General features: G+C 68.8%; 18 protein-coding genes and 3 tRNA genes. 3 read left to right on the top strand and 18 right to left on the bottom strand.

Annotated elements, in window-relative coordinates; translation table 11 throughout:
- Positions 1-8: 8 nt before the first annotated feature.
- From ACK8GG_RS13020 to ACK8GG_RS12940, 17 genes are all read right to left on the bottom strand, one after another.
- On the bottom strand, positions 9-575 hold the full coding sequence (locus tag ACK8GG_RS13020; RefSeq protein ID WP_440349564.1) for a hypothetical protein: 567 nt from the start codon (positions 573-575) through the stop codon (positions 9-11).
- Between the two features lie 171 nt (positions 576-746).
- Positions 747-1,115, bottom strand: coding sequence for a hypothetical protein (locus ACK8GG_RS13015; protein ID WP_440349563.1), 369 nt, complete (start codon positions 1,113-1,115; stop codon positions 747-749).
- Between the two features lie 98 nt (positions 1,116-1,213).
- A complete protein-coding gene (locus ACK8GG_RS13010; RefSeq protein WP_440349562.1) occupies positions 1,214-5,101 on the bottom strand; it encodes a DNA-directed RNA polymerase subunit beta' in 3,888 nt (1,295 codons plus the stop codon).
- A gap of 124 nt (positions 5,102-5,225) precedes the next feature.
- A complete protein-coding gene (rpoB, locus tag ACK8GG_RS13005; protein ID WP_440349561.1) occupies positions 5,226-8,666 on the bottom strand; it encodes a DNA-directed RNA polymerase subunit beta in 3,441 nt (1,146 codons plus the stop codon).
- Between the two features lie 597 nt (positions 8,667-9,263).
- Positions 9,264-9,653 (bottom strand): 50S ribosomal protein L7/L12, encoded by a 390-nt coding sequence (gene rplL / locus ACK8GG_RS13000; RefSeq protein WP_440349560.1) that lies wholly within the window; start codon positions 9,651-9,653, stop codon positions 9,264-9,266.
- A gap of 52 nt (positions 9,654-9,705) precedes the next feature.
- Entirely contained in the window at positions 9,706-10,251 is a 546-nt protein-coding gene (rplJ, locus tag ACK8GG_RS12995) for a 50S ribosomal protein L10 (RefSeq protein ID WP_440349559.1), read from the bottom strand.
- 406 nt (positions 10,252-10,657) lie between these two features.
- Positions 10,658-11,374 (bottom strand): 50S ribosomal protein L1, encoded by a 717-nt coding sequence (gene rplA, locus ACK8GG_RS12990; protein ID WP_440349558.1) that lies wholly within the window; start codon positions 11,372-11,374, stop codon positions 10,658-10,660.
- 77 nt (positions 11,375-11,451) lie between these two features.
- Positions 11,452-11,883 carry a 50S ribosomal protein L11 gene (gene rplK, locus ACK8GG_RS12985; RefSeq protein WP_440349557.1) on the bottom strand — a complete coding sequence of 144 codons (432 nt, stop codon included), beginning with the start codon at positions 11,881-11,883 and terminating at the stop codon, positions 11,452-11,454.
- 197 nt (positions 11,884-12,080) lie between these two features.
- Positions 12,081-12,800 (bottom strand): transcription termination/antitermination protein NusG, encoded by a 720-nt coding sequence (gene nusG, locus ACK8GG_RS12980; RefSeq protein WP_440349556.1) that lies wholly within the window; start codon positions 12,798-12,800, stop codon positions 12,081-12,083.
- Positions 12,801-12,829: 29 nt separating this feature from the next.
- Positions 12,830-13,192, bottom strand: coding sequence for a preprotein translocase subunit SecE (gene secE, locus ACK8GG_RS12975; protein WP_440349555.1), 363 nt, complete (start codon positions 13,190-13,192; stop codon positions 12,830-12,832).
- A gap of 218 nt (positions 13,193-13,410) precedes the next feature.
- Positions 13,411-13,483, bottom strand: a tRNA-Trp gene (locus ACK8GG_RS12970).
- A 189-nt stretch (positions 13,484-13,672) separates the two neighbouring features.
- Positions 13,673-14,086, bottom strand: coding sequence for a MaoC family dehydratase (locus ACK8GG_RS12965; RefSeq protein WP_440352510.1), 414 nt, complete (start codon positions 14,084-14,086; stop codon positions 13,673-13,675).
- A gap of 3 nt (positions 14,087-14,089) precedes the next feature.
- Entirely contained in the window at positions 14,090-14,536 is a 447-nt protein-coding gene (locus ACK8GG_RS12960) for an FAS1-like dehydratase domain-containing protein (protein ID WP_440349553.1), read from the bottom strand.
- A gap of 119 nt (positions 14,537-14,655) precedes the next feature.
- Complete coding sequence (gene rpmG / locus ACK8GG_RS12955) at positions 14,656-14,823, bottom strand: 50S ribosomal protein L33 (protein WP_046567246.1); 168 nt, start codon at positions 14,821-14,823, stop codon at positions 14,656-14,658.
- 130 nt (positions 14,824-14,953) lie between these two features.
- Positions 14,954-15,026, bottom strand: a tRNA-Met gene (locus tag ACK8GG_RS12950).
- A 26-nt stretch (positions 15,027-15,052) separates the two neighbouring features.
- Positions 15,053-15,125, bottom strand: a tRNA-Thr gene (locus ACK8GG_RS12945).
- A gap of 172 nt (positions 15,126-15,297) precedes the next feature.
- Positions 15,298-17,826 carry a putative bifunctional diguanylate cyclase/phosphodiesterase gene (locus tag ACK8GG_RS12940; protein ID WP_440356408.1) on the bottom strand — a complete coding sequence of 843 codons (2,529 nt, stop codon included), beginning with the start codon at positions 17,824-17,826 and terminating at the stop codon, positions 15,298-15,300.
- Positions 17,827-18,414: 588 nt separating this feature from the next.
- Between ACK8GG_RS12940 and ACK8GG_RS12935 the strand changes: the two genes are divergently transcribed.
- Complete coding sequence (locus ACK8GG_RS12935; protein WP_440356407.1) at positions 18,415-18,597, top strand: antitoxin; 183 nt, start codon at positions 18,415-18,417, stop codon at positions 18,595-18,597.
- 67 nt (positions 18,598-18,664) lie between these two features.
- Here ACK8GG_RS12935 and ACK8GG_RS12930 read toward each other — a convergent pair whose 3' ends face one another.
- The gene (locus ACK8GG_RS12930) at positions 18,665-19,369 is read right to left on the bottom strand and encodes a carbon-nitrogen hydrolase family protein (RefSeq protein WP_440356406.1); all 705 of its coding nucleotides are present in this window, start codon (positions 19,367-19,369) and stop codon (positions 18,665-18,667) included.
- A gap of 128 nt (positions 19,370-19,497) precedes the next feature.
- Between ACK8GG_RS12930 and ACK8GG_RS12925 the strand changes: the two genes are divergently transcribed.
- Together ACK8GG_RS12925 and ACK8GG_RS12920 are read left to right on the top strand one after the other, a co-directional pair.
- The gene (locus ACK8GG_RS12925; RefSeq protein WP_440352508.1) at positions 19,498-20,169 is read left to right on the top strand and encodes a hypothetical protein; all 672 of its coding nucleotides are present in this window, start codon (positions 19,498-19,500) and stop codon (positions 20,167-20,169) included.
- Between the two features lie 80 nt (positions 20,170-20,249).
- Positions 20,250-20,684 (top strand): VOC family protein, encoded by a 435-nt coding sequence (locus ACK8GG_RS12920; RefSeq protein WP_440349548.1) that lies wholly within the window; start codon positions 20,250-20,252, stop codon positions 20,682-20,684.
- Positions 20,685-20,746 lie beyond the last annotated feature (62 nt).

The following is a 20,746-nucleotide window of genomic DNA, read 5'->3' as shown; positions in this document are numbered from 1 at the left end:
GGACCCGCTCAGACGAGGGCGAGCAGCAGTGCCAGCCCGAGTGCCGCCAGCGCCAGCACCATCCCTGTCGCGCCGCAGACAACCCCGCTCAGGGCCACGCCCCGCCCGGTGAAGCGCACCGCCGGTGGCGGCGGCACCCGGGCGATCTGACGCCGGGCGAACAGACCCACCACGACGCCGCCGGCGCCGACGAGGGTGGTGAGGATCGCAAATGCGACCGCCGCCCAGACCCCCCAGCCCTCATTCGCACCCGCCGCCCCGAAACAGAACACCAGGACGGAGAGGAGGATCGACGCGATCCCGGCCACCAGCGAGCCGACCGCCGGCCCGGAGAAGACCGGTGCGACCTGCAGGTGCACCAGGCCGAAGGGCGTACCGGGCAGCGGGTCGACCCGGCGCGGCGGGTGCCCGGCATCACGCGGCGGTCGGACCGCGGCGGGGAACGCGGCAGGAGCCGCCAGCGGGTAGGGCCCGCCCGGCCCAGCCGGGTACCGCGCGGGCACACCGGGCCGCAGGTGGGGATTCGGCCCCGGGGAACCCGGCACCGCCCCGCCCGCCGGAGCCTCGTCGGTCACTGCCTTCTCCCCCCTGCCGAGGGCGAATCCCGCGGCCGTGCCCTGCCGGACCGCTGCCGGCCGGACGCCTCGCCGATCAAACTACCGCCGGACCGCACCCCGGCGCCGCCGCAGTGGCGTTGAGTCGAATTCCGGCCCCAAGTCGTGCCCCGCAGGCCCTCCCAGTGGCGTTCAGTCGAATTCCGGCCCGAAGTCGTGCCCCGCGGACCCACCGGTGGCCTGGAGCAGGCCGGCCACCAGCACAACCGCCAGGGCGAGGGCCGCGAGCGCCAGCCCCGCCCAGGCCAACCGCTCCCCCCGGGCCACCCAGACCGCCCCGGTCAGGAAACCCCCGGAGGCGTACGCCTGCCGCCGGGCCTGGCGGGCGAGCAGCAGCGCCACCGTGGCCGGCACCACCCCGCCCAGCAGGAGTCCGGTCAGCGCCGCCATCAGCCCGCACGCGAAGACGGCCCCGGCCTTGGTCGACCGGACCGGATCGGGATCGAGCGGGTGGCGCAGCGTCGGGCGGCCCTGCACCGCCGCCGGCGGTGATGTGCTCATCTGTCCATCATGCCGAACATCCACCGCGGCGGCGCCACCCGGCGCGGATACGAGGAAGCCCCCGGCACGCGGCCGGGGGCTTCCTCGTCACTGCACTGTCAGCGGTACGACCCGAAGTCGAAGTCGTCCAGCGGAACAGCCTGTCCGCTGGCCGGCCCGAAGCCGTAGTCGTTCTCCGGGTACCCCGTCATCGAGTACACCTTGGCCTTCGCCTCCTCGGTCGGCTCGACCCGGACGTTGCGGTACTTGCTGATGCCGGTACCCGCCGGGATGAGCTTTCCGATGATGACGTTCTCCTTCAGGCCGATCAGCGAGTCGCTGCGCGCGTTGATCGCCGCGTCGGTCAGCACCCGCGTGGTCTCCTGGAAGGAGGCCGCCGACAGCCACGAGTCCGTGGCCAGCGACGCCTTGGTGATACCCATCAGCACCGGACGGCCGGCGGCCGGCTCGGCGCCCTCGGAGACCAGGCGGCGGTTCTCCGACTCGAAGAGCGCCCGGTCCACCAGCACACCCGGCAGGAACTCGCTCGCGCCGGAGTCGATGACCGTGACCCGCTTCAGCATCTGGCGGATGATGATCTCGATGTGCTTGTCGTGGATGAGCACACCCTGCGAGCGGTAGACCTCCTGGACCTCCTGGGTCAGGTGGACCTGGACCGCGCGCGGGCCGAGGATCCGCAGCAGCTCGTGCGGGTCGATGGTGCCCTCGGTGAGCTTCTCGCCGACCTCGACGTGCGAGCCGTCGTGCGCCCGCAGCCGGACCCGCTTGGAGATCTTGTCGTAGACGATCTCCTCGCTGCCGTCGTCCGGCACCACGATGATCTTCCGCGACCGCTCGCCGTCCTCGATCCGGACCCGTCCCGGGGTGTCGGCGATCGGCGCCTTGCCCTTGGGGATTCGGGCCTCGAAGATCTCCTGCACACGCGGCAGACCCTGGGTGATGTCCTCACCCGCCACACCACCGGTGTGGAAGGTACGCATCGTCAGCTGCGTGCCCGGCTCACCGATCGACTGGGCCGCGATGATGCCGACCGCCTCGCCGACGTCCACGGTCTTACCGGTCGGCAGCGAACGGCCGTAGCAGGCACCGCAGACACCGAGCTTGGACTCACAGGTGAGCACGCTGCGTACCCGCACCGTCTCCACCCCTGCGGCGACGATCCGGTCGACGAGGATGGAGTTGAGGTCCATGCCCCGCTCGGCCACGAGGGTGCCGTCGGCGCCCTTGATGTCGTCGGCCAGCGTCCGGGCGTGCACCCCGGTCTCGGCGTGCTCGTGCACCACGAGCTTGCCGTCGAGGTACTCGCCGATCTGCATCGGGATCGCCCGGTCGGTGCCGCAGTCCTCCTCGCGGATGATCACGTCCTGCGAGACGTCGACCAGACGACGGGTCAGGTAACCCGAGTCGGCGGTCCGCAGCGCCGTGTCCGCCAGACCCTTACGGGCACCGTGCGTGGAGATGAAGTACTCCAGTACGGAGAGGCCCTCGCGGTAGCTCGCCTTGATCGGACGCGGGATGATCTCGCCCTTGGGGTTGGCGACCAGACCACGGATGGCGGCGATCTGCCGGAGCTGGAGCAGGTTACCGCGGGCGCCGGAGTTGATCATCTTCCACAGCGGGTTCTCCTGCGGAAGGTGCGCCTCCAGGTCCTTGGTGACCTCGCCGGTCGCCTTGTTCCAGATCTCGATGAGTTCGCCGCGACGCTCCTCGGCGGTCATCAGACCACGCTGGTACTGCTTGTCGATCCGGTCGGCTTCCTTCTCGTGCCGGGCCAGGATCTCGGGCTTGTTCGGGGGCGCGATGACGTCCTCGATGCCGATGGTGACACCGGACCAGGTGGCCCAGTGGAAACCGGCCTCCTTGAGCCCGTCCAGCGTGGCGGCGAGCGCCACCTTCGGGAAACGCTCGGCGAGGTCGTTGACGATCGTCGAGAGCTGACCCTTGCGGATCTCGTAGTTCACGAAGCGGTAGCCCTGCGGCAGCGTCTCGTTGAACAGCACCCGGCCCAGCGTCGTCTCGACGATCAGCGGCTCGCCCGGGGTCCAGCCCTCCGGCTCGGTCCACGGCTCGGCGCCCTTGCCGTTGTCGACCCCGATCACGTTCCGGAGACGGATCTTGACGGGCGTCTGCAGGTGCAGCTCGCCGGCGTCGAACGCCATCCGCGCCTCGGCGTCGGAGCTGAATGCCCGACCCTCGCCCTTCTCACCGGGGGTGAGGTGGGTGAGGTGGTACAGACCGATGACCATGTCCTGGGTGGGCATGGTGACCGGCTTGCCGTCGGCCGGCTTCAGGATGTTGTTCGACGAGAGCATCAGGATCCGGGCCTCGGCCTGCGCCTCGGCCGACAGCGGCACGTGCACCGCCATCTGGTCACCGTCGAAGTCCGCGTTGAACGCGGTGCAGACCAGCGGGTGGATCTGGATGGCCTTGCCCTCGACCAGCTGCGGCTCGAAGGCCTGGATGCCCAGACGGTGCAGGGTCGGTGCGCGGTTGAGCAGCACCGGGTGCTCGGCGATGACCTCTTCGAGCACGTCCCAGACGACCGGACGGTGCCGCTCGACCATCCGCTTGGCGGACTTGATGTTCTGCGCGTGGTTGAGGTCGACCAGCCGCTTCATCACGAACGGCTTGAACAGCTCCAGCGCCATCTGCTTGGGCAGACCACACTGGTGCAGCTTGAGCTGCGGGCCGACGACGATGACCGAACGGCCGGAGTAGTCGACGCGCTTGCCGAGCAGGTTCTGACGGAACCGGCCCTGCTTGCCCTTGAGCATGTCCGAGAGCGACTTCAGCGGGCGGTTGCCCGGACCGGTGACCGGCCGGCCACGACGGCCGTTGTCGAAGAGCGCGTCGACGGCCTCCTGGAGCATCCGCTTCTCGTTGTTGACGATGATCTCGGGAGCACCGAGGTCGATCAGTCGCTTGAGACGGTTGTTCCGGTTGATCACCCGGCGGTACAGGTCGTTGAGGTCGGAGGTCGCGAAGCGGCCGCCGTCGAGCTGCACCATCGGACGCAGGTCCGGCGGGATGACCGGGACGCAGTCGAGGACCATGCCCAGCGGGGAGTTGCTGGTGTTCAGGAACGCCGCGACGACCTTGAGCCGCTTGAGCGCACGGATCTTGCGCTGGCCCTTGCCGGAACGGATCACCTCGCGCAGGTGCTCGGCCTCGGCGTCGAGGTCCATGTTCTGCACCAGCGCCTTGATCGCCTCGGCGCCCATGCCGCCGGTGAAGTACTCACCGAAGCGGTCACGCAGCTCGCGGTAGAGCAGCTCGTCGGTGACCAGCTGCTTCGGCTCCAGCTTGCGGAAGGTGTCCAGCACCTCGTCGAGGCGGTCGATCTCGCGCTGGGCCCGGTCGCGGATCTGGCGCATCTCGCGCTCTCCGCCCTCCTTGACCTTGCGGCGCACGTCGGCCTTGGCGCCCTCGGCCTCCAGCTCGGCCAGGTCGGCCTCGAGCTTGGCGGCGCGACCCTCGATCGCGGAGTCCCGGCTGTTCTCGGCCTGGCGCTTCTCGGCGAGGATCTCGTTCTCGAGAGTGGACAGGTCGCGGTGACGCGCTTCGGCGTCAACGCTCGTGACCACGTACGAGGCGAAGTAGATGATCTTTTCGAGGTCCTTGGGGGCCAGGTCCAGCAGGTAGCCGAGCCGGCTCGGCACACCCTTGAAGTACCAGATGTGCGTGACCGGAGCGGCGAGCTCGATGTGGCCCATGCGCTCACGGCGGACCTTGGACCGGGTCACCTCGACGCCGCAGCGCTCACAGATGATGCCCTTGAACCGGACCCGCTTGTACTTGCCGCAGTAGCACTCCCAGTCCCGCTGAGGACCGAAGATCTTCTCGCAGAAGAGCCCGTCCTTTTCCGGCTTGAGGGTGCGGTAGTTGATCGTCTCAGGCTTCTTGACCTCGCCGTGCGACCACTGACGGATGTCGTCTGCGGTGGCGAGCCCAATGCGCAGCTCGTCGAAGAAGTTGACGTCGAGCACGTTAGATATCCCTCGTGTTCGTCACTGTTGCTGACTCACTGGCTATGGGCACCGGGGCGGGCCGCCCGGCGACCGGTACGAAACCGGTCGTCGAGCGGGCAGGGCCCGCCCCGGCCCCACCAACTCACACCTCGTCGACGCTGCTCACGCCTTCGTTGGGTCGCCGCGAGAGGTCGATGCCCAGTTCCTCCGCCGCGCGGAACACCTCGTCGTCGGTCTCGCGCATCTCGAGGGCCACGCCGTCGCTGGAGAGCACCTCAACGTTGAGGCAGAGCGACTGCAGCTCCTTGAGCAGCACCTTGAACGACTCCGGGATGCCCGGTTCGGGGATGTTCTCCCCCTTGACGATCGCCTCGTAGACCTTGACCCGGCCCACGACATCGTCGGACTTGATGGTCAACAGCTCCTGCAGCGCGTACGCCGCACCGTAGGCCTGCATCGCCCAGCACTCCATCTCACCGAAGCGCTGGCCGCCGAACTGCGCCTTACCACCCAGCGGCTGCTGCGTGATCATCGAGTACGGACCGGTCGACCGAGCGTGGATCTTGTCGTCGACCAGGTGGTTCAGCTTGAGGATGTAGATGTACCCCACCGCGATCGGGTCCGGCAGCGGTTCACCGGAACGACCGTCGAGAAGCTGCGCCTTGCCGCTGGCTCCGATGAGCTGCTTGCCGTCCCGGTTGGCCAGGGTCGAGGCGAGCAGACCGCGGATCTCCTCCTCGCGGGCGCCGTCGAAGACCGGCGTGGCCACGTTGGAGTCCGGCACCGACTCGTGCGCGTCGATCGAGCGGAGCGCCTTCTTCCACTCGGCGTCGTCGCCCTCGACCTTCCAACCGGTCTTGGCGACCCAGCCGAGGTGGGTCTCCAGCACCTGACCGATGTTCATCCGGCTCGGCACACCGAGCGGGTTGAGCACGATGTCGACCGGGGTGCCGTCCTCCAGGAACGGCATGTCCTCGACCGGCAGGATCTTGGAGATGACACCCTTGTTGCCGTGCCGGCCGGCGAGCTTGTCGCCGTCCTGGATCTTGCGCTTCTGGGCGACGTAGACCCGTACCAGCTCGTTGACGCCCGGCGGCAGCTCGTCGCCGTCCTCGCGGGAGAAGGTACGCACACCGATGACCGTGCCGGTCTCGCCGTGCGGCACCTTCAGCGAGGTGTCCCGGACCTCACGCGCCTTCTCACCGAAGATCGCGCGGAGCAGGCGCTCCTCGGGAGTCAGCTCGGTCTCGCCCTTCGGCGTGACCTTGCCGACCAGGATGTCACCGGGTACGACCTCGGCGCCGATGCGGATGATGCCGCGCTCGTCGAGATCGGCGAGCATCTCCTCGCTGACGTTCGGGATGTCGCGGGTGATCTCCTCCGGGCCCAGCTTGGTGTCCCGGGCGTCGACCTCGTGCTCCTCGATGTGGATCGAGGTGAGGACGTCCTGCTGTACGAGGCGCTGCGACAGGATGATCGCGTCCTCGTAGTTGTGACCCTCCCAGGTCATGAACGCGACCAGCAGGTTGCGCCCGAGAGCCATCTCGCCCTCGTCGGTGCAGGGGCCGTCGGCGATGACCTGGCCGGCCTCGACGCGGTCGCCCTCGAAGACCACCGGCTTCTGGTTGACGCAGGAGCCGGAGTTGGAACGGCGGAACTTGTGCAGCAGGTAGGTGCGGCGGTGGCCGTCGTCCTGGTGCACGGTCACGTAGTCGGCGCAGAGGTCCTCGACCACGCCACCGACCTCGGCGACGACAACGTCACCGGCGTCGACGGCGGCCCGGTACTCCATGCCGGTGCCGACCAGCGGCGCCTCGGCCTTGACCAGCGGCACCGCCTGACGCTGCATGTTCGCGCCCATCAGGGCCCGGTTGGCGTCGTCGTGCTCGAGGAACGGGATCATCGCCGTCGCGACCGAGGTCATCTGCCGCGGCGAGACGTCCATGTAGTCGACGGCGCCCGGCGTGACGTCCTCCGTCTCACCGCCCTTACGGCGAACCAGGACGCGGTCCTCGGCGAAGGTGCCGTCGGCCAGCAGCGGCGCGTTGGCCTGCGCCTTGACGAACCGGTCCTCCTCGTCCGCGGTGAGGTAGTCGATCTGGTCGGTGACCCGACCCTCGATGACCTTGCGGTACGGGGTCTCGATGAACCCGAACGGGTTCACCCGGGCGAACGTCGAGAGGGCGCCGATAAGGCCGATGTTCGGGCCTTCGGGCGTCTCGATCGGGCACATCCGGCCGTAGTGCGACGGGTGCACGTCCCGGACCTCGAAGCCGGCCCGCTCACGGGAGAGACCACCCGGGCCGAGCGCGCTCAGCCGGCGCCGGTGGGTCAGGCCCGCCAGCGGGTTGGTCTGGTCCATGAACTGCGACAGCTGCGACGTACCGAAGAACTCCTTGATCGCCGCCACCACCGGGCGGATGTTGATCAGGGTCTGCGGCGTGATCGCCTCGACGTCCTGGGTCGTCATCCGCTCGCGGACGACGCGCTCCATGCGGGACAGGCCGACGCGGACCTGGTTCTGGATCAGCTCGCCGACGGTACGCAGCCGCCGGTTGCCGAAGTGGTCGATGTCGTCGGCCTCGTAGCCCTCTTCACCGGCGTGCAGCCGGCAGAGGTACTCGACCGTGGCGACAATGTCCTCCTCGGTCAGCGTGCCGGTGTTCATCGGCACGTCGATCTCGAGCTTCTTGTTGAACTTGTAGCGCCCGACCTTCGCCAGGTCATACCGCTTCGGGTTGAAGAAGAGGTTGTCCAGCAGGGTCTGGGCGTTCTCGCGCGTCGGCGGCTCGCCAGGGCGCAGCTTGCGGTAGATGTCGAGCAGCGCCTCGTCCGCCCCGGCGATGTGGTCCTTCTCCAGGGTGGTCATCAGCAGCTCGGACCAGCCGAACCGCTCGCGGATGCGCTCCGCGGACCAGCCGACGGCCTTGAGCAGGACGGTGACGGCCTGCCGGCGCTTGCGGTCGATGCGGACACCCACGGTGTCGCGCTTGTCGATGTCGAACTCCAGCCAGGCGCCCCGGCTCGGGATCACCTTGACGCTGGACAGGTCGCGGTCGGAGGTCTTGTCCGGCTGCTTGTCGAAGTAGACGCCCGGAGAACGGACGAGCTGGCTGACAACAACCCGCTCGGTGCCGTTGATCACGAACGTGCCCTTGGGCGTCATCATCGGGAAGTCGCCCATGAACACCGTCTGGCTCTTGATCTCGCCAGTGGTGTTGTTGGTGAACTCCGCGGTGACGAAGAGCGGGGCGCAGTAGGTCAGGTCCTTCTCCTTGCACTCCTCGATCGAGGCCTTGACCTCGTCGAAGCGTGGTGCGGAGAAGGAGAGCGACATGGTGCCGGAGAAGTCCTCAATGGGACTGATCTCGTCGAGGATCTCCGCGAGACCGGAGCGAGCGTGCGGGTCGTCGGCCGACCGGCCCTGCCAAGCCTCGTTGCCAACCAGCCAGTCGAACGACTCGGTCTGGATGGCGAGGAGGTTGGGGACCTCGAGGTGTTCGGTGATCCTGCCGAAAGAGACTCGGCGGGGAGCGAAAGCGCTCGACGTACGGCTGGTCTTCGCAGGGCGGGAAGCTGCCAAGATGCGTCCTTCCGAGGACCGGTGCTGCAGAACGGCTGTTACGCGTGCACTCCAATGACCCCACCAGAATCATCCATAATCGGACATTCCGAGCAGGGGTCAAGTCGGAAGGCAGCGCAAACTAGCAGTGTAGCCGTAAGGCTAACCGCTGTCCAGCCCACCCCGCCAGTTTGCTGCGGAACTGGCCTCGGCGCCCCTTGCCGGGGTCGAACCGGGCCGCTCGGAACGCGGCGTAACTGTCGAGGCCGTTCGGTCTCGGTGTCGGACTCACCCCGCCGGCCTGGTGTCTCCACCAGGATGGCGTCGCCCTGTCCTTACCCGGACTCTGGCCGTTGCAAGCGCGGAAGCTCTTGCTGATGTTCAGCGTGCCTGCCGGGTCCGACCGCGTCAAGGCCTGGCCTACACGTTGAACGGGTTCTCCCGGAGTTCGGCGCTGCGGCACCCGGAAGTGCGGCCACCGCCCGCCGGCGGAGGCCGCGATGATCAGTTAAGCAGGGACCCGCGCCGGACGGCAAAACGGGTGGAGACCCGGCGCCGGACCCCCACCCGTTCACACAGCGATCGGCTCAGTCACCCGAGCCATGAGCTGCGCGCACCTTACTTGACGGTGACCTTCGCGCCCTCGGCCTCGAGCTTGGCCTTGGCCTTGTCGGCGGTCTCCTTGTTGGCCTTCTCGAGGATCGCCTTGGGGGCGCTCTCGACGAGGTCCTTGGCCTCCTTGAGGCCCAGGCCGGTCAGCTCACGCACGACCTTGATGACCTGGATCTTCTTGCCACCGTCAGCCTCGAGGACGACGTCGAACTCGTCCTTCTCCGGCTCGGCCTCGGCAGCGGCGCCGCCGCCGGCGACAGCGCCGCCCGCGATCGCGACCGGAGCAGCGGCGGTGACCTCGAAGGTCTCCTCGAACTGCTTGACGAACTCGGACAGCTCGATCAGCGTCATTTCCTTGAACGCGTCGAGCAGCTCTTCAGTGCTGAGCTTCGCCATATCTGGCGTCCTTTCCTAAGAAAAACGTATGAACTGGTGCGTCGGGGAGCCGTCAGGCTGCCTCGGCGCCATCCTTTTCGCGCTTGTCCTGCAGGGCAGCCGCCAGACGTGCAGTCTTGGACAGCGGAGCCTGGAACAGGGCCGCAGCCTTGCTCAGGTTGCCCTTCATCGCGCCGGCCAGCTTGGCCAGCAGCACCTCGCGGGACTCAAGGTCGGCGAGCTTCGTGACCTCGGCGGCCGAAATGGCCCGGCCCTCGAAGACGCCGCCCTTGATGACGAGCTTCGGGTTGGCCTTCGCGAAATCGCGAAGCCCCTTCGCCGCCTCGACGACGTCGCCCGAAACGAAAGTCAGCGCGGTAGGACCGGTGAACAGCTCGTCGAGTCCGTTGATGCCCGCATCCGTCGCCGCACGCTTCGCCAGCGTGTTCTTGGTCACCGTGTAGGTGGTCTCGCGACCGAGCGCGCGCCGCAGCTGGGTCAGCTGGGAAACCGTCAGTCCGCGGTACTCGGTGAGCACCGTGGCACCGGAGTTCTTGAACTGCTCGGTGAGTTCGGCAACGGCCGTGCTCTTGTCGGCCCGAACCGGCTTGTCCGCCATGTCCCTCCTCTCTCGTTGCGCCAGGCTGGCTACCGGGCCTCCGGGCGAAAAGCCCCGGTGGGCGGTACGACGGGCCCGACAACGAGAAACGCCCCGGCGCAAGGCGCACGGGGCGAGATTCAGGCTCTGACGATCCCGGAGGAGCGGAGAGAACTGCACTTCGCTTTGCTGCCCTGCGCGGGTCGCCCGTAGCCGGGACCTTCGACCGTGCCGTGAAGCACGGTGACCAGCGGTCTCTGGGTGGAACTTCCTGCTCAGCCTACGCGACGCCCGGCCCGCACGGCAAACCGCCCCCCCGGTGCGCCGGCTCACCCGGTACGCACGGTCGCGGCCGGCACCGGCGGAAACGAACGGGGCGCCGTCCACCTTGGTGGACGGCGCCCCGTTCAGGCGTTGCTGAGTGAACCTAGGCCGCGGCGGCTTCGCCGGTCAGGTTCTTCACGATGTTCGGGTCGACCGGAACACCCGGACCCATCGTGGTGGTGAGGGTGACCTTCTTGAGGTACTTGCCCTTGGCCGACGACGGCTTGGCCCGGAGGATCTCCTCCAGCGCCGCGGCGTAGTTCTCCACCAGCTGCGACTCCGAGAAGGACGCCTTGCCGATGATCAGGTGCAGGTTGGAGTGCTTGTCCACCCGGAAGGTGATCTTTCCACCCTTGATGTCCGAGACGGCCTTGGTCACGTCCATGGTGACGGTGCCGGTCTTCGGGTTCGGCATGAGACCGCGCGGGCCCAGGATCCGCGCGATCCGGCCGATCTTGGCCATCTGGTCCGGCGTGGCGATAGCCGCGTCGAAGTCCAGCCAGCCCTCCTGGATACGAGCGACCAGCTCGTCGGTGCCGACCTCGTCGGCGCCCGCGGCGACGGCCTCTTCGGCCTTCGCGCCGGCGGCGAACACGATCACGCGGGCGGTCTTACCGGTGCCGTGCGGCAGGTTGACCACACCGCGGACCATCTGGTCGGCCTTGCGGGGGTCGATGCCCAGCCGCATGGCGACCTCGACGGTCGCGTCGAACTTGGTGCCGCTGTTCTCCTTGGCCAGCTTGACGGCCTCGGCGGGCGTGTAGAGCTTCGAGCGGTCGATGGCCTCGAAGGCCTTGCGGTAGCTCTTGCTGCGCTGCATTTCCTGTTACTCCTGTGGTCTCTGGCGGGCCGCGAGCGCGGACCCTCCCACGATCGAAACGATCTGTCGGTCGGTGCTCAGTCGTTGACGGTGATGCCCATCGACCGGGCGGTGCCGGCGATGATCTTCTCCGCCTGCTCGACGCTGTTGGCGTTGAGGTCGGCCATCTTCTTCTCGGCGATCTCGCGCAGCTGCGCGCGGCTCACCGAGCCGACCTTCTCCGCCTGCGGCACGCCGGAGCCCTTCTGCACGCCGGCGGCCTTGATCAGCAGCCGGGCGGCGGGCGGGGTCTTCAGCACGAAGGTGAAGGTCCGGTCCTCGTAGACGCTGATCTGCGCGGGGACGATGTCTCCACGCTGCGACTCGGTCTGCGAGTTGTAGGACTTGCAGAACTCCATGATGTTCACGCCGTGCGCGCCCAGCGCGGGGCCGACCGGCGGAGCCGGAGTGGCCTGGCCCGCCGGCAGCTGAAGCGTGAAGGTCTTGACGAGCTTCTTCTTGGGAGGCATGTCACTTCCTGGGGCTTGGAACTGGAAAGGTCGACCTTTGCCGCCGCCGGTGAGGCACGCACGGTCAAGCGCGCATCCGGGAGCGACATTCCAGGGTACCGCAGGCGAGGCCAGGCGGTTTCCTCGAGGTCGGCTCCGGACCCGTCAACGCCGGATCCGGACGTACGCGTGAGGCGCCCGCCCGGACCCGAAGCCGATCAGATCTTGGCGACCTGATTGAAGTTGAGCTCGACCGGCGTTTCCCGGCCGAAGATCGAAACCAGCACCTTGAGCTTCTGCTGGTCGGCGTTGATCTCGCTGATCGTCGCGGGCAGCGTGGCGAACGCGCCGTCGGTCACGCTGACCGAGTCGCCCACCTCGAAGTCCAGGACGCGAACCTCGGGCTTGGCGGCCTTCTGCTCGGCCGACTCCACAGCCGGCACCAGCCACTTGACGACCTCGTCGAGCGAGAGCGGCGCCGGTCGGTCGGCCCGGTCGGTCGCGCCAACGAAGCCGGTCACGCCCGGCGTGTTGCGCACGCAGGAGTAGGACTCCGGCGTGAGGTCCATGCGGACCAGGATGTAACCCGGGAAGACCTTCGCCTGGATCTGCGAACGCTTACCGTTCTTGATCTCGACCTCTTCGCGGGTCGGCACCTCGACCTGGTAGATGAACTCTTCCATGTCGAGGCTCGTGATCCGGGTCTCGAGGTTCGTCTTCACCTTGTTCTCGTAGCCGGCGTACGAGTGCACCACGTACCAGTCGCCCGGGGCGTAGCGCAGCTTCTGGCGCAGCTCGGCGACCGGGTCGTACTCCTCGTCGGCTTCGACACTCGCGGAACCCGGCTCGCTGGCGGCCTCGACCGACTTGTCATCAGCCGCCGTCGCCACCGCGGACTGCTCGTCCACGGTTTCGGCGGTCTCGTCGTACTCAGGCACGCTCGCTCACTTCCGTCACTATCGCTTGGTCAGCTGGAGTTGCCGAAGACGTACAGCACGCCCTTCGCGAAGGCGAAGTCCAGCGCGGCCACGATCGTCAGCACCACGGCGACGAAGACGATGACCACGGTCGTGTAGGTCAGCAGCTCGTTGCGGGTCGGCCAGATGACCTTACGCAGTTCACCAACAACCTCGCGGAAGAACCGGGCGATGCGGCCGAAAAAGCCGACCCGGCCCGAATCCACCTTGGTCTTGTCGTTCGACCGTGTCGCGACGCCATCCCGGGTACCCGGTTCGTCGGCGTGCTTGTCGGCCGCGTCGTCGACGATCTCGTCGTCGCGGCGCTCGTCTGCGGCGTCGTCGTCGTCGCGGCGACGCTTGCTCTCGGCCACTTCGCCCTCCGTCCCGGGTGGTTGGGTTCACGCACACCGGGGGGGTGTGCGCGGCGCTTGGTCGCGCCGGCCGGACCAGCCGTCCCGGGAAGGGGCCGCGGCCGGCGGTATCCGGCGGGCGAACCCCTGACCTCGGGGCGGCTCTGCCGATGCCACCACCACGGGACGCCCGCCGCACACCCGGCGGCGACGTCCCCGAAACGGACGGGCCTGAGGCGCAGGGGTGACAGGACTTGAACCTGCAGCCTGCGGTTTTGGAGACCGCTGCTCTGCCAATTGAGCTACACCCCTATGCGGCAATCTCACCCCACTCTGCCACGCGAAACGCCTTGCGCAGCCGGAGCAGGGGTCACTTGCCCCACGGCCGATCAGTGTACGGGTAGCGGGGCCAGTTTCCCAACCGGCACCCCCGCCCGTTTCCACCGACGGCCCTCGCCCCGCTCCCCCACCCGCGCCCGCGAGTGGGGACAGTGGGCGTTCTCAGACCTCGGTGACAGCACTGCCCGGCGCCGGCCGGATGCCCGCCTTCGCCTGGGCCAGCACCTTCACCCCCGCACACGTGGCGGTCAGGTCCAGCCACGTCAGGCCGCCCGGAAGGACCTCGCGCACCTTCGCGCTCACCTCGATCTCGGTGCCGTCCTCGTCGTCGGGGACGACAACGGGACGGGTGAAGCGCACCGAGAGGTCCACCACCGCGTCCGGCGCGCCGGCCCACTCGGTGACTGCGCGACCGACCAGGGCCATGGTGAACATGCCGTGGGCGATGACGCCGGGCAGGCCGACACCGGTCGCCACCCGCTCGTTCCAGTGAATGGGGTTGAAGTCGCCCGAGGCGCCCGCGTACCGGACCAGGTCCGCACGGGTGATCCGGTACCGCTTGACCGGCAGCTCCATCGCTCAGCCCTCCCCGCGTACGACGATCTTGGTCCAGACGGTGACCACCAGCTCGCCGGCGGTGGTGGAGATCTCGGTGCGGCTGGTCAGGAAGTCGTGCCCGCCACGGGAGCTGATCTCGTCGATGGTGATGACCGACACCAGCTCGTCACCGGCCACGACCGGGCGCAGATAGACGAAGCGCTGATCGCCGTGGACCACGCGGCTGTAGTCGATGCCGAGCGCCGGGTCGACGAAGAGCTGCTCGCCGGCCGCCATGCTCAGGACCACCGGAAAGGTCGGCGGGGCGACCACATCGGGATGGCCGAGCGCACGGGCGGCGCCGGGATCGTGGTAGGCCGGATCGGTCGCGCCGATCGCGGTGGCGAACTCACGGATCTTTTCGCGCCCCACCTGATAGGGGGCGGTCGGCGGATACTTCCGGCCGACGTAGGAATGGTCCAGGGCCATGCCGAGAACCTACACGCAAAGCAGATCGCCGATCCGGCACGTCCCACGGCGAAAGCACGCGGACGATACGCCGGACCGGCGATCTGTAATGGTCTGTCAGGGCCGCAGCGGCCCCCTGCTCAGCGGGTCTCGCGGTGCAGGGTGTGCTTGCCGTCCCGGGGGCAGAACTTCTTCAGCTCGATGCGGTCCGGGTCGTTACGGCGGTTCTTACGCGTGATGTAGTTGCGCTCCTTGCACTCCACACACGCCAAAGTGATCTTTGGACGGACGTCGGTCGCCTTAGCCACGGCGGGGTGCCTTCCTCGGGAACGGATCAACTACAACGGCCCAGCGTAGCGGGTGGCTACGCGGACACGCAAAGCGGGCGCACTGGGCGCCCTCTGTATCGTCCGCCGAGATCGGCTCGGTGGACGAGAGTAGCGGTGGCCGGACTTGAACCGGCGACACAGCGATTATGAGCCGCTTGCTCTACCATCTGAGCTACACCGCTGCAGGTGGGTCCGGCCGGACCCGCTGAGCCCCCTTACGGAATCGAACCGTAGACCTTCTCCTTACCATGGAGACGCTCTGCCGACTGAGCTAAGGGGGCCTTGCGCGATCTCCCTGAGGCCGCGCAGGGGTAAGAGTACACGGCCTCGCCCCCGAGGTGAAATCGGATCCCCCCGGCCCCGCAACCACCCGCCAGGCGGGGCACGAAAGCCCTGGTCAAGGCAGTGATTAAGCAGGCCGCCCGGGTCCGTGCAGCGTGGCGGGGAGCCGGCTCAGGGCAGTGCCCGCAGGCGCCGGACGGCCGCATGCACCGGCGATTCGGTCTCGGTCTGGGCGGCGAACCACCCCTCCAGCCGGTCATAGGGCAGCGGCCGGCTGAAGAGGAAACCCTGCGCGATCTCGCAGCCGATGTCCTGGAGGAGCTCCAGGGTCAGCTCGCTCTCCACGCCCTCGGCCACCACGGTCAGGCCGAACTGCTGGGAGAGGGTGACGATGGCGTTGACGATCGCCAGGTCGCCGGGGTCGGTCGCCATTCCCTGGACGAAGGAGTTGTCGACCTTCACCTCGTGCACCGGCAGCCGCCGCAGGTACGCCAGCGACGAGTTGCCGGTGCCGAAGTCGTCGACCGACAGCCGTACGCCGAGGTCGCGCAGGCGCAGCAGGGTGGGAATCGGGCGGTCGGTGCCGTCCAGCAGGCCGGCTTCCTTGATCTCGAAGGTGACCCGCTCGGCCGGCACGCCGTACTCGGTCAGCAGCTCCTGGACGCGGGCCGGGAAGTGCTGGTCGGTGAGGGTACGGGCGGAGATGTTCACCGCGATCGCCAGCGGCCCGCCGTCGTGGCTCCAGTCCCGGCTGCGCCGCAGTCCCTCCCGCAGCACCAGCTCGGTCAGCCGCCCCAGCTGCCCGGTGTGCTCGGCGACCGCGACGAAGTCCTCCGGCGCCACCGGCCCTTCGGCCGGGTGCTCCCAGCGGGCCAGGCACTCGACGCCGACGAGGCGGCGCGCACCGAGGGTGACCTTCGGCTGGAAGTGGACCTCGATGGCGTTGTCGTCGAGCGCCTGGCGCAGGTCGGGGGCGAGGCCGAGTCGCCGGGTCGAGCCGGACTCCAGAGCCGGATGGAAGAACTGGATGCTGCCGGGGGCGGACTTGGCCGCCGCGGCGGCGAGGTCGACCCGCTGCAGCAGGGTTTCCGGGTCGGCACCGTGCTCCGGGTGCACGGCCACCCCCACCGCGGTGTCCACGTCGAGGGTGAGGTTGCCGAAGACCATCTCTGCCCGGATCTGCTCGCGCAGCTCGGCGGCGAGCTGCTCGGCCTCGTCGGCGGTCTCCAGCCGCAGCGTGACGGCGAACTCGTCACCGCCGACGCGGCCGACCAGCGCCGAAGAGGGGGCACTGCGCCGCAGCCGGCTGGCGACCTCGGCGAGGACCTTGTCGCCGGCGGCGTGCCCCAGCGACTCGTTGACCTGACGCAGCCCGTCGACGTCGAAGAGGAGTACGGCCACCACCTCGCCCGGAGCGCGGATGCCGACGGCCTCCCGCAGCGCCTGGGTGACCCGCCGGCGGTTGGGCAGTTTGGTCAGCGTGTCGTGGTAGGCGTCGTGCCGGAGGCGGTCGACGAGGCGGGAGTTCTCCACGGCGACGGCCGCGTGCGCGGCGACGGTCTGGAAGATCGGCACGTCGCCGGTGGTGAAGTGGTTGGTGTCGCCGAGCCGGTTGGTGACCTCGATGGTGCCGATGGTGGCCTGGCCGGAGCGGAGCGGCACCACGATGATGTCCTTGATCCCGCGGGCACGCAGCAGCCCGCGCAGAGCCGGGTCGTCGTCGAGCCGGCTGCCGAGCGCGATGGTGCGCTTCTCCTGCATGGCGGCCTCGCGGATCTCCGGCGGCGCGGCGGTGGTGTCGAGCAGCCCCCGCTGTCCTTCCTGCGCGGTGAGCAGCACCTCCGGGTGCCGCCCCTGGGCGGGGAGCCAGAGAGTGGCGTACTCGGCCTGCATCAGGGTGCGGACCCGGCCGAGCAGAGCGTCGACCAGGGTCCCGTCCTGGCCGCTCTCGGTCATCGCCCGGGTCAGCTCGTACATGTCGGCGAGGGTGCGGTGCTGCCGGAAGAACTGTGCGTAGGCCCGGTAGACCGGAACCAGGATCACCAGGAATCCGGAGAAGAGCAGGATCGACCAGGGGGTCGTCTCGAAGGCGATGAGAATCAGCAGCCCGATCGTGGTGCTGATCCCACCCGCCAGGGACGTGGGCAGCGAGGTCCGCAGCAGCTCCCGGCCGGCGGGCCAGCCCTGCACGGCGGTGACCACGGTGGCCACCGCGGCCAGAGTGGTCAGCAGGTGGATGCTGACGCCGGCGAAGAGGATGCCCCAGGTGCCGGGGCCGATTCCGCGGATCTCCGGCAGGGCGACCACGGCGAGGACGGCTATCGACGAGGCTGCTGCGGCCTTGACGACGTTGAACCAGAACTTGGCCGGTCTCGCCCGCAGCCGCAACTGCATCACCAGCGCCGCCGCGGTGTGCGCGATCACGACCGACAGCGGCGGCAGATAGAAGAGCGCGAGGACCAGCGGCACCTCTGCCAGCGTCAGCACGAGCGTCTGGCGCCGCACCACGATGTTGAACATCGGCGTCGTCGCCAGAACCATCAGCACGAACAGCAGAGTCGTCGGATACCAGGCGCCGACAGCGGGCCGGGTGGTCAGGGCGAGCGCGGTCGCGCAGATGGCAGCGATGAGGGCGAGAGGCCCAGTCACCATCCACGCGTACTCGTTTGTCACGCGCGACGGAGGTTGACCAGTGGCCATCCCGCCCCCTCTTGGTTCACCTGACAGCCGGCAACCGACGGTACCGGCTGAAGCGGGGAACAGGCCATCCTTCACCCGCGGCAGGGCCGCGGGCGCCTGCTACTGCCAGGACCAGTCGAGCAGGGAGACGTCGCCGAGGACGGCGCCGCCGACGACCGCGAGCGCCACGGCCGCCAGGGAGACGGAGGTGAGGATCCGGGTGAGACGAGACATGTCTGCTCCTATTGATGGGTGGGCGGGATCGCGACGAGAGATGGGCCGATCGTGCCACACCACAAGAAGTGGCAAAAGGATCCCGGGTCCGATCTCCGACTACTGTCGGAAGAGGACGGGCCGGTCCTGACATGACCTTGGCTCGGCGTTCATCCGCCAATTGTGCTGGTCGCGGCAGTGGACCGACGACGCGGGCCGCGCAGGGCCGTGCCGCCAGGCGAGAAAAGACGCTTAGTTCTTAATCGACGCAATACGGCGCATGCGCGTCATTCTTTCGTCGACCGGCGTTCAGCCGAGCAGCCATCGCCGAACGGGTGGTCGCTGTTTGCCCTCGGCCCTGCCGGGAACCCCAGGTGGTGAAGAGGGAGGTGTGCCATGGGTGACTTCATGAAGAAGGCGAAGGACCTCGTCGACAAGCACGACAAGCAGGTCGACCAGGGCATCGAGAAGGCCGGCGACCAGGCCGACCGACGCACGCAGAACAAGTACGGCAGCCAGATCGACAAGGGTGTCGACATGGCGCAGCAGCGCACCGGCCAGGGCGACACCGGCCGCTGACCTGCTGCTCGCGAACGGCCGCCTCGTGACCGGGGCGGCCGTTCCCGCGTTTCGGCTGGTCGGCTGGTCAGCGCAGCTCAGCGCGGACGAGGTCGCCGGGCTCGGTGCCGGCCCGGGCCACCAGCCGGCCACCGGGCGCCCAGATCCCGGAGCACCCCGCCGCCGGGGCGAAGCCGCCACCGGTGGCACCGGCGAAGCTCGCCACCGCCACCCAGATCCGCTGCTCGACGGCGACCCGCTCGGCCCGGCTGTCCTGCAGCGCGCTTTCTTGCGGCAGCTTCACCGTGCCGGCGACATAGGCGTCGACGCCGAGCGCCACCGTCTCGGCCGCGTGCTCGCCGATGCCGGTATCCCTGCAGATGGCCAGGCCGAGCCGCCAGCCGGCCACCTCCAGCACTGCGGGGGCCGCCCCGGGGGCGTACCGGTCCGGTTCGTCGCCGCCGAGATGCATCTTCCGGTACGCGACCCTCGCCCCGCCGTCGTCGACGGCGAGCATCGCGATGTACGGCCGACCCCGCTCCCCCTGCACCGGTGCGCCGACCAGTGCGGTCGTACCGGTCTCGGCGCAGGCGTCGAGGATCGGGGCCAACCGCGGGTCGCCGGGGGTGATGGCGGAGGCGTCCAGTTCGTACCCGGTCAGGGAGAGCTCCGGAAAGACCACGACGCGGGCGGCGGCGGCCCGGACCGCGGCGGCGTGGGCCAGCGCGTTGCGGCCCACGTCGTACGGAGCGGTGGGCGGCTGGGCCACGGCGAGGGTGAGCGGGTCGCGCACAGTCGTCAATCTAGCCTTTCCGCCCCGCGAGGTGGAAGATCACGTGGCGCTGCGCAGGCAGGCGCATCCGGCGCGACCCGGATCGGTCAGGCGAATGGACGATGGTGAAACCGGAACACTGGGTGGCTATGGCGTCGGTGGGCGTCACCGGGTTCGTCGCGGCCGTGAACGTCACGGCGACGACCGGTATGGAGCGGTGGAAGAAGCGCCAGGCCCGGATGGACAAGATCGGAAATCACCGGGTCGAGTGGATGACCGATCTGGCCCACTGGGCCACCGAGGTGCGGCTCTGCCTGGAGAACCACGGCGACCCGTACGAGCAGCGCTCGGCCGCGGTGACGGCCCTCAACCTCAACGACCTGCTGGCGCTGGAGCAGATCAGCAGCTTCGACGCCGCCCTCCGGGCGAAGATCGCGATGACCGGCACCCGGCGGATGGACCGGCTGATCGGGCTCATCGAGAAGAAGACGACCTCGGTGCGGCGTACCGCCAAGGATCTGCGCTGGCAGGTGGTGAAGAACCCCGACATCCCGGAGCAGAACCCGGAGAAGCCGACGCTGACCTGGGATCCGAGGACCGTGACCGACAACGCCGACATCGCCGCCCGGGCGGAGAAGCTGGAGGCGCTCAGCGCCGAGTGCATCGGGCGGATCGAGCTGCTGCTCCAGGAGATCCGGCTGGAGGTGGCCGACCCGAGCCCACCGCCGCAGCGCGAGTCCGGGCTGACGCTGCGCATCAAGCGCCGAATCCGTACGGACGCCGGCTCTCCGCGGTCCGCGACCACGCCGCGCCGGCGCTGACAACCTCGCCCGGGCTTCGGCCGTGCCGAGCGGAGGAAAACGAGTCATCGGCCGAGGGCTCTGATCTCTAAGGTGGACGGATGACTGCTGTCAAAGAGTTTCAGGTGACCTTCGACTGCGCGGATCCCGAGCGCGTGGGCCGCTTCTGGTGTGCGGCGCTGGGGTACGTCCCCCCGCCGACGCCGGAGGGGTTCGCCACCTGGGACGACTATCAGCGCTCGCTGCCGCCGGAGGAGCGCGGCTCGTGGTTCGCCTGCACAGACCCCACCGGCAGGAGCCCACGGTTCTACTTCCAGCGGGTGCCGGAGGGGAAGGTCGTCAAGAACCGGCTGCATCTCGATGTACGGGCCGGCACCGGGCTGGTGGGTGAGGAGCGGTTGGCGGCGCTGGAGGCCGAGTGTGCCCGGCTTGTCCCGCTCGGCGCGACACGCGTACGGCTGCTACCCGCCGACGAGGAAAACGAGTCGTGCCTGGTGATGCAGGACGTCGAGGGCAACGAGTTCTGTCTCGACTGAGCCGGGCCGCGTGGGCCGGCGCCGGCGCGTTACGCGGCTGCGCTCCGGCTCTGTGGACTCGC

The sequence above is a fragment of the Melissospora conviva genome, from assembly GCF_049523535.1.
Lineage (GTDB): Bacteria > Actinomycetota > Actinomycetes > Mycobacteriales > Micromonosporaceae > Melissospora > Melissospora conviva.
This window is presented reverse-complemented; position numbering and strand designations above follow the sequence as displayed.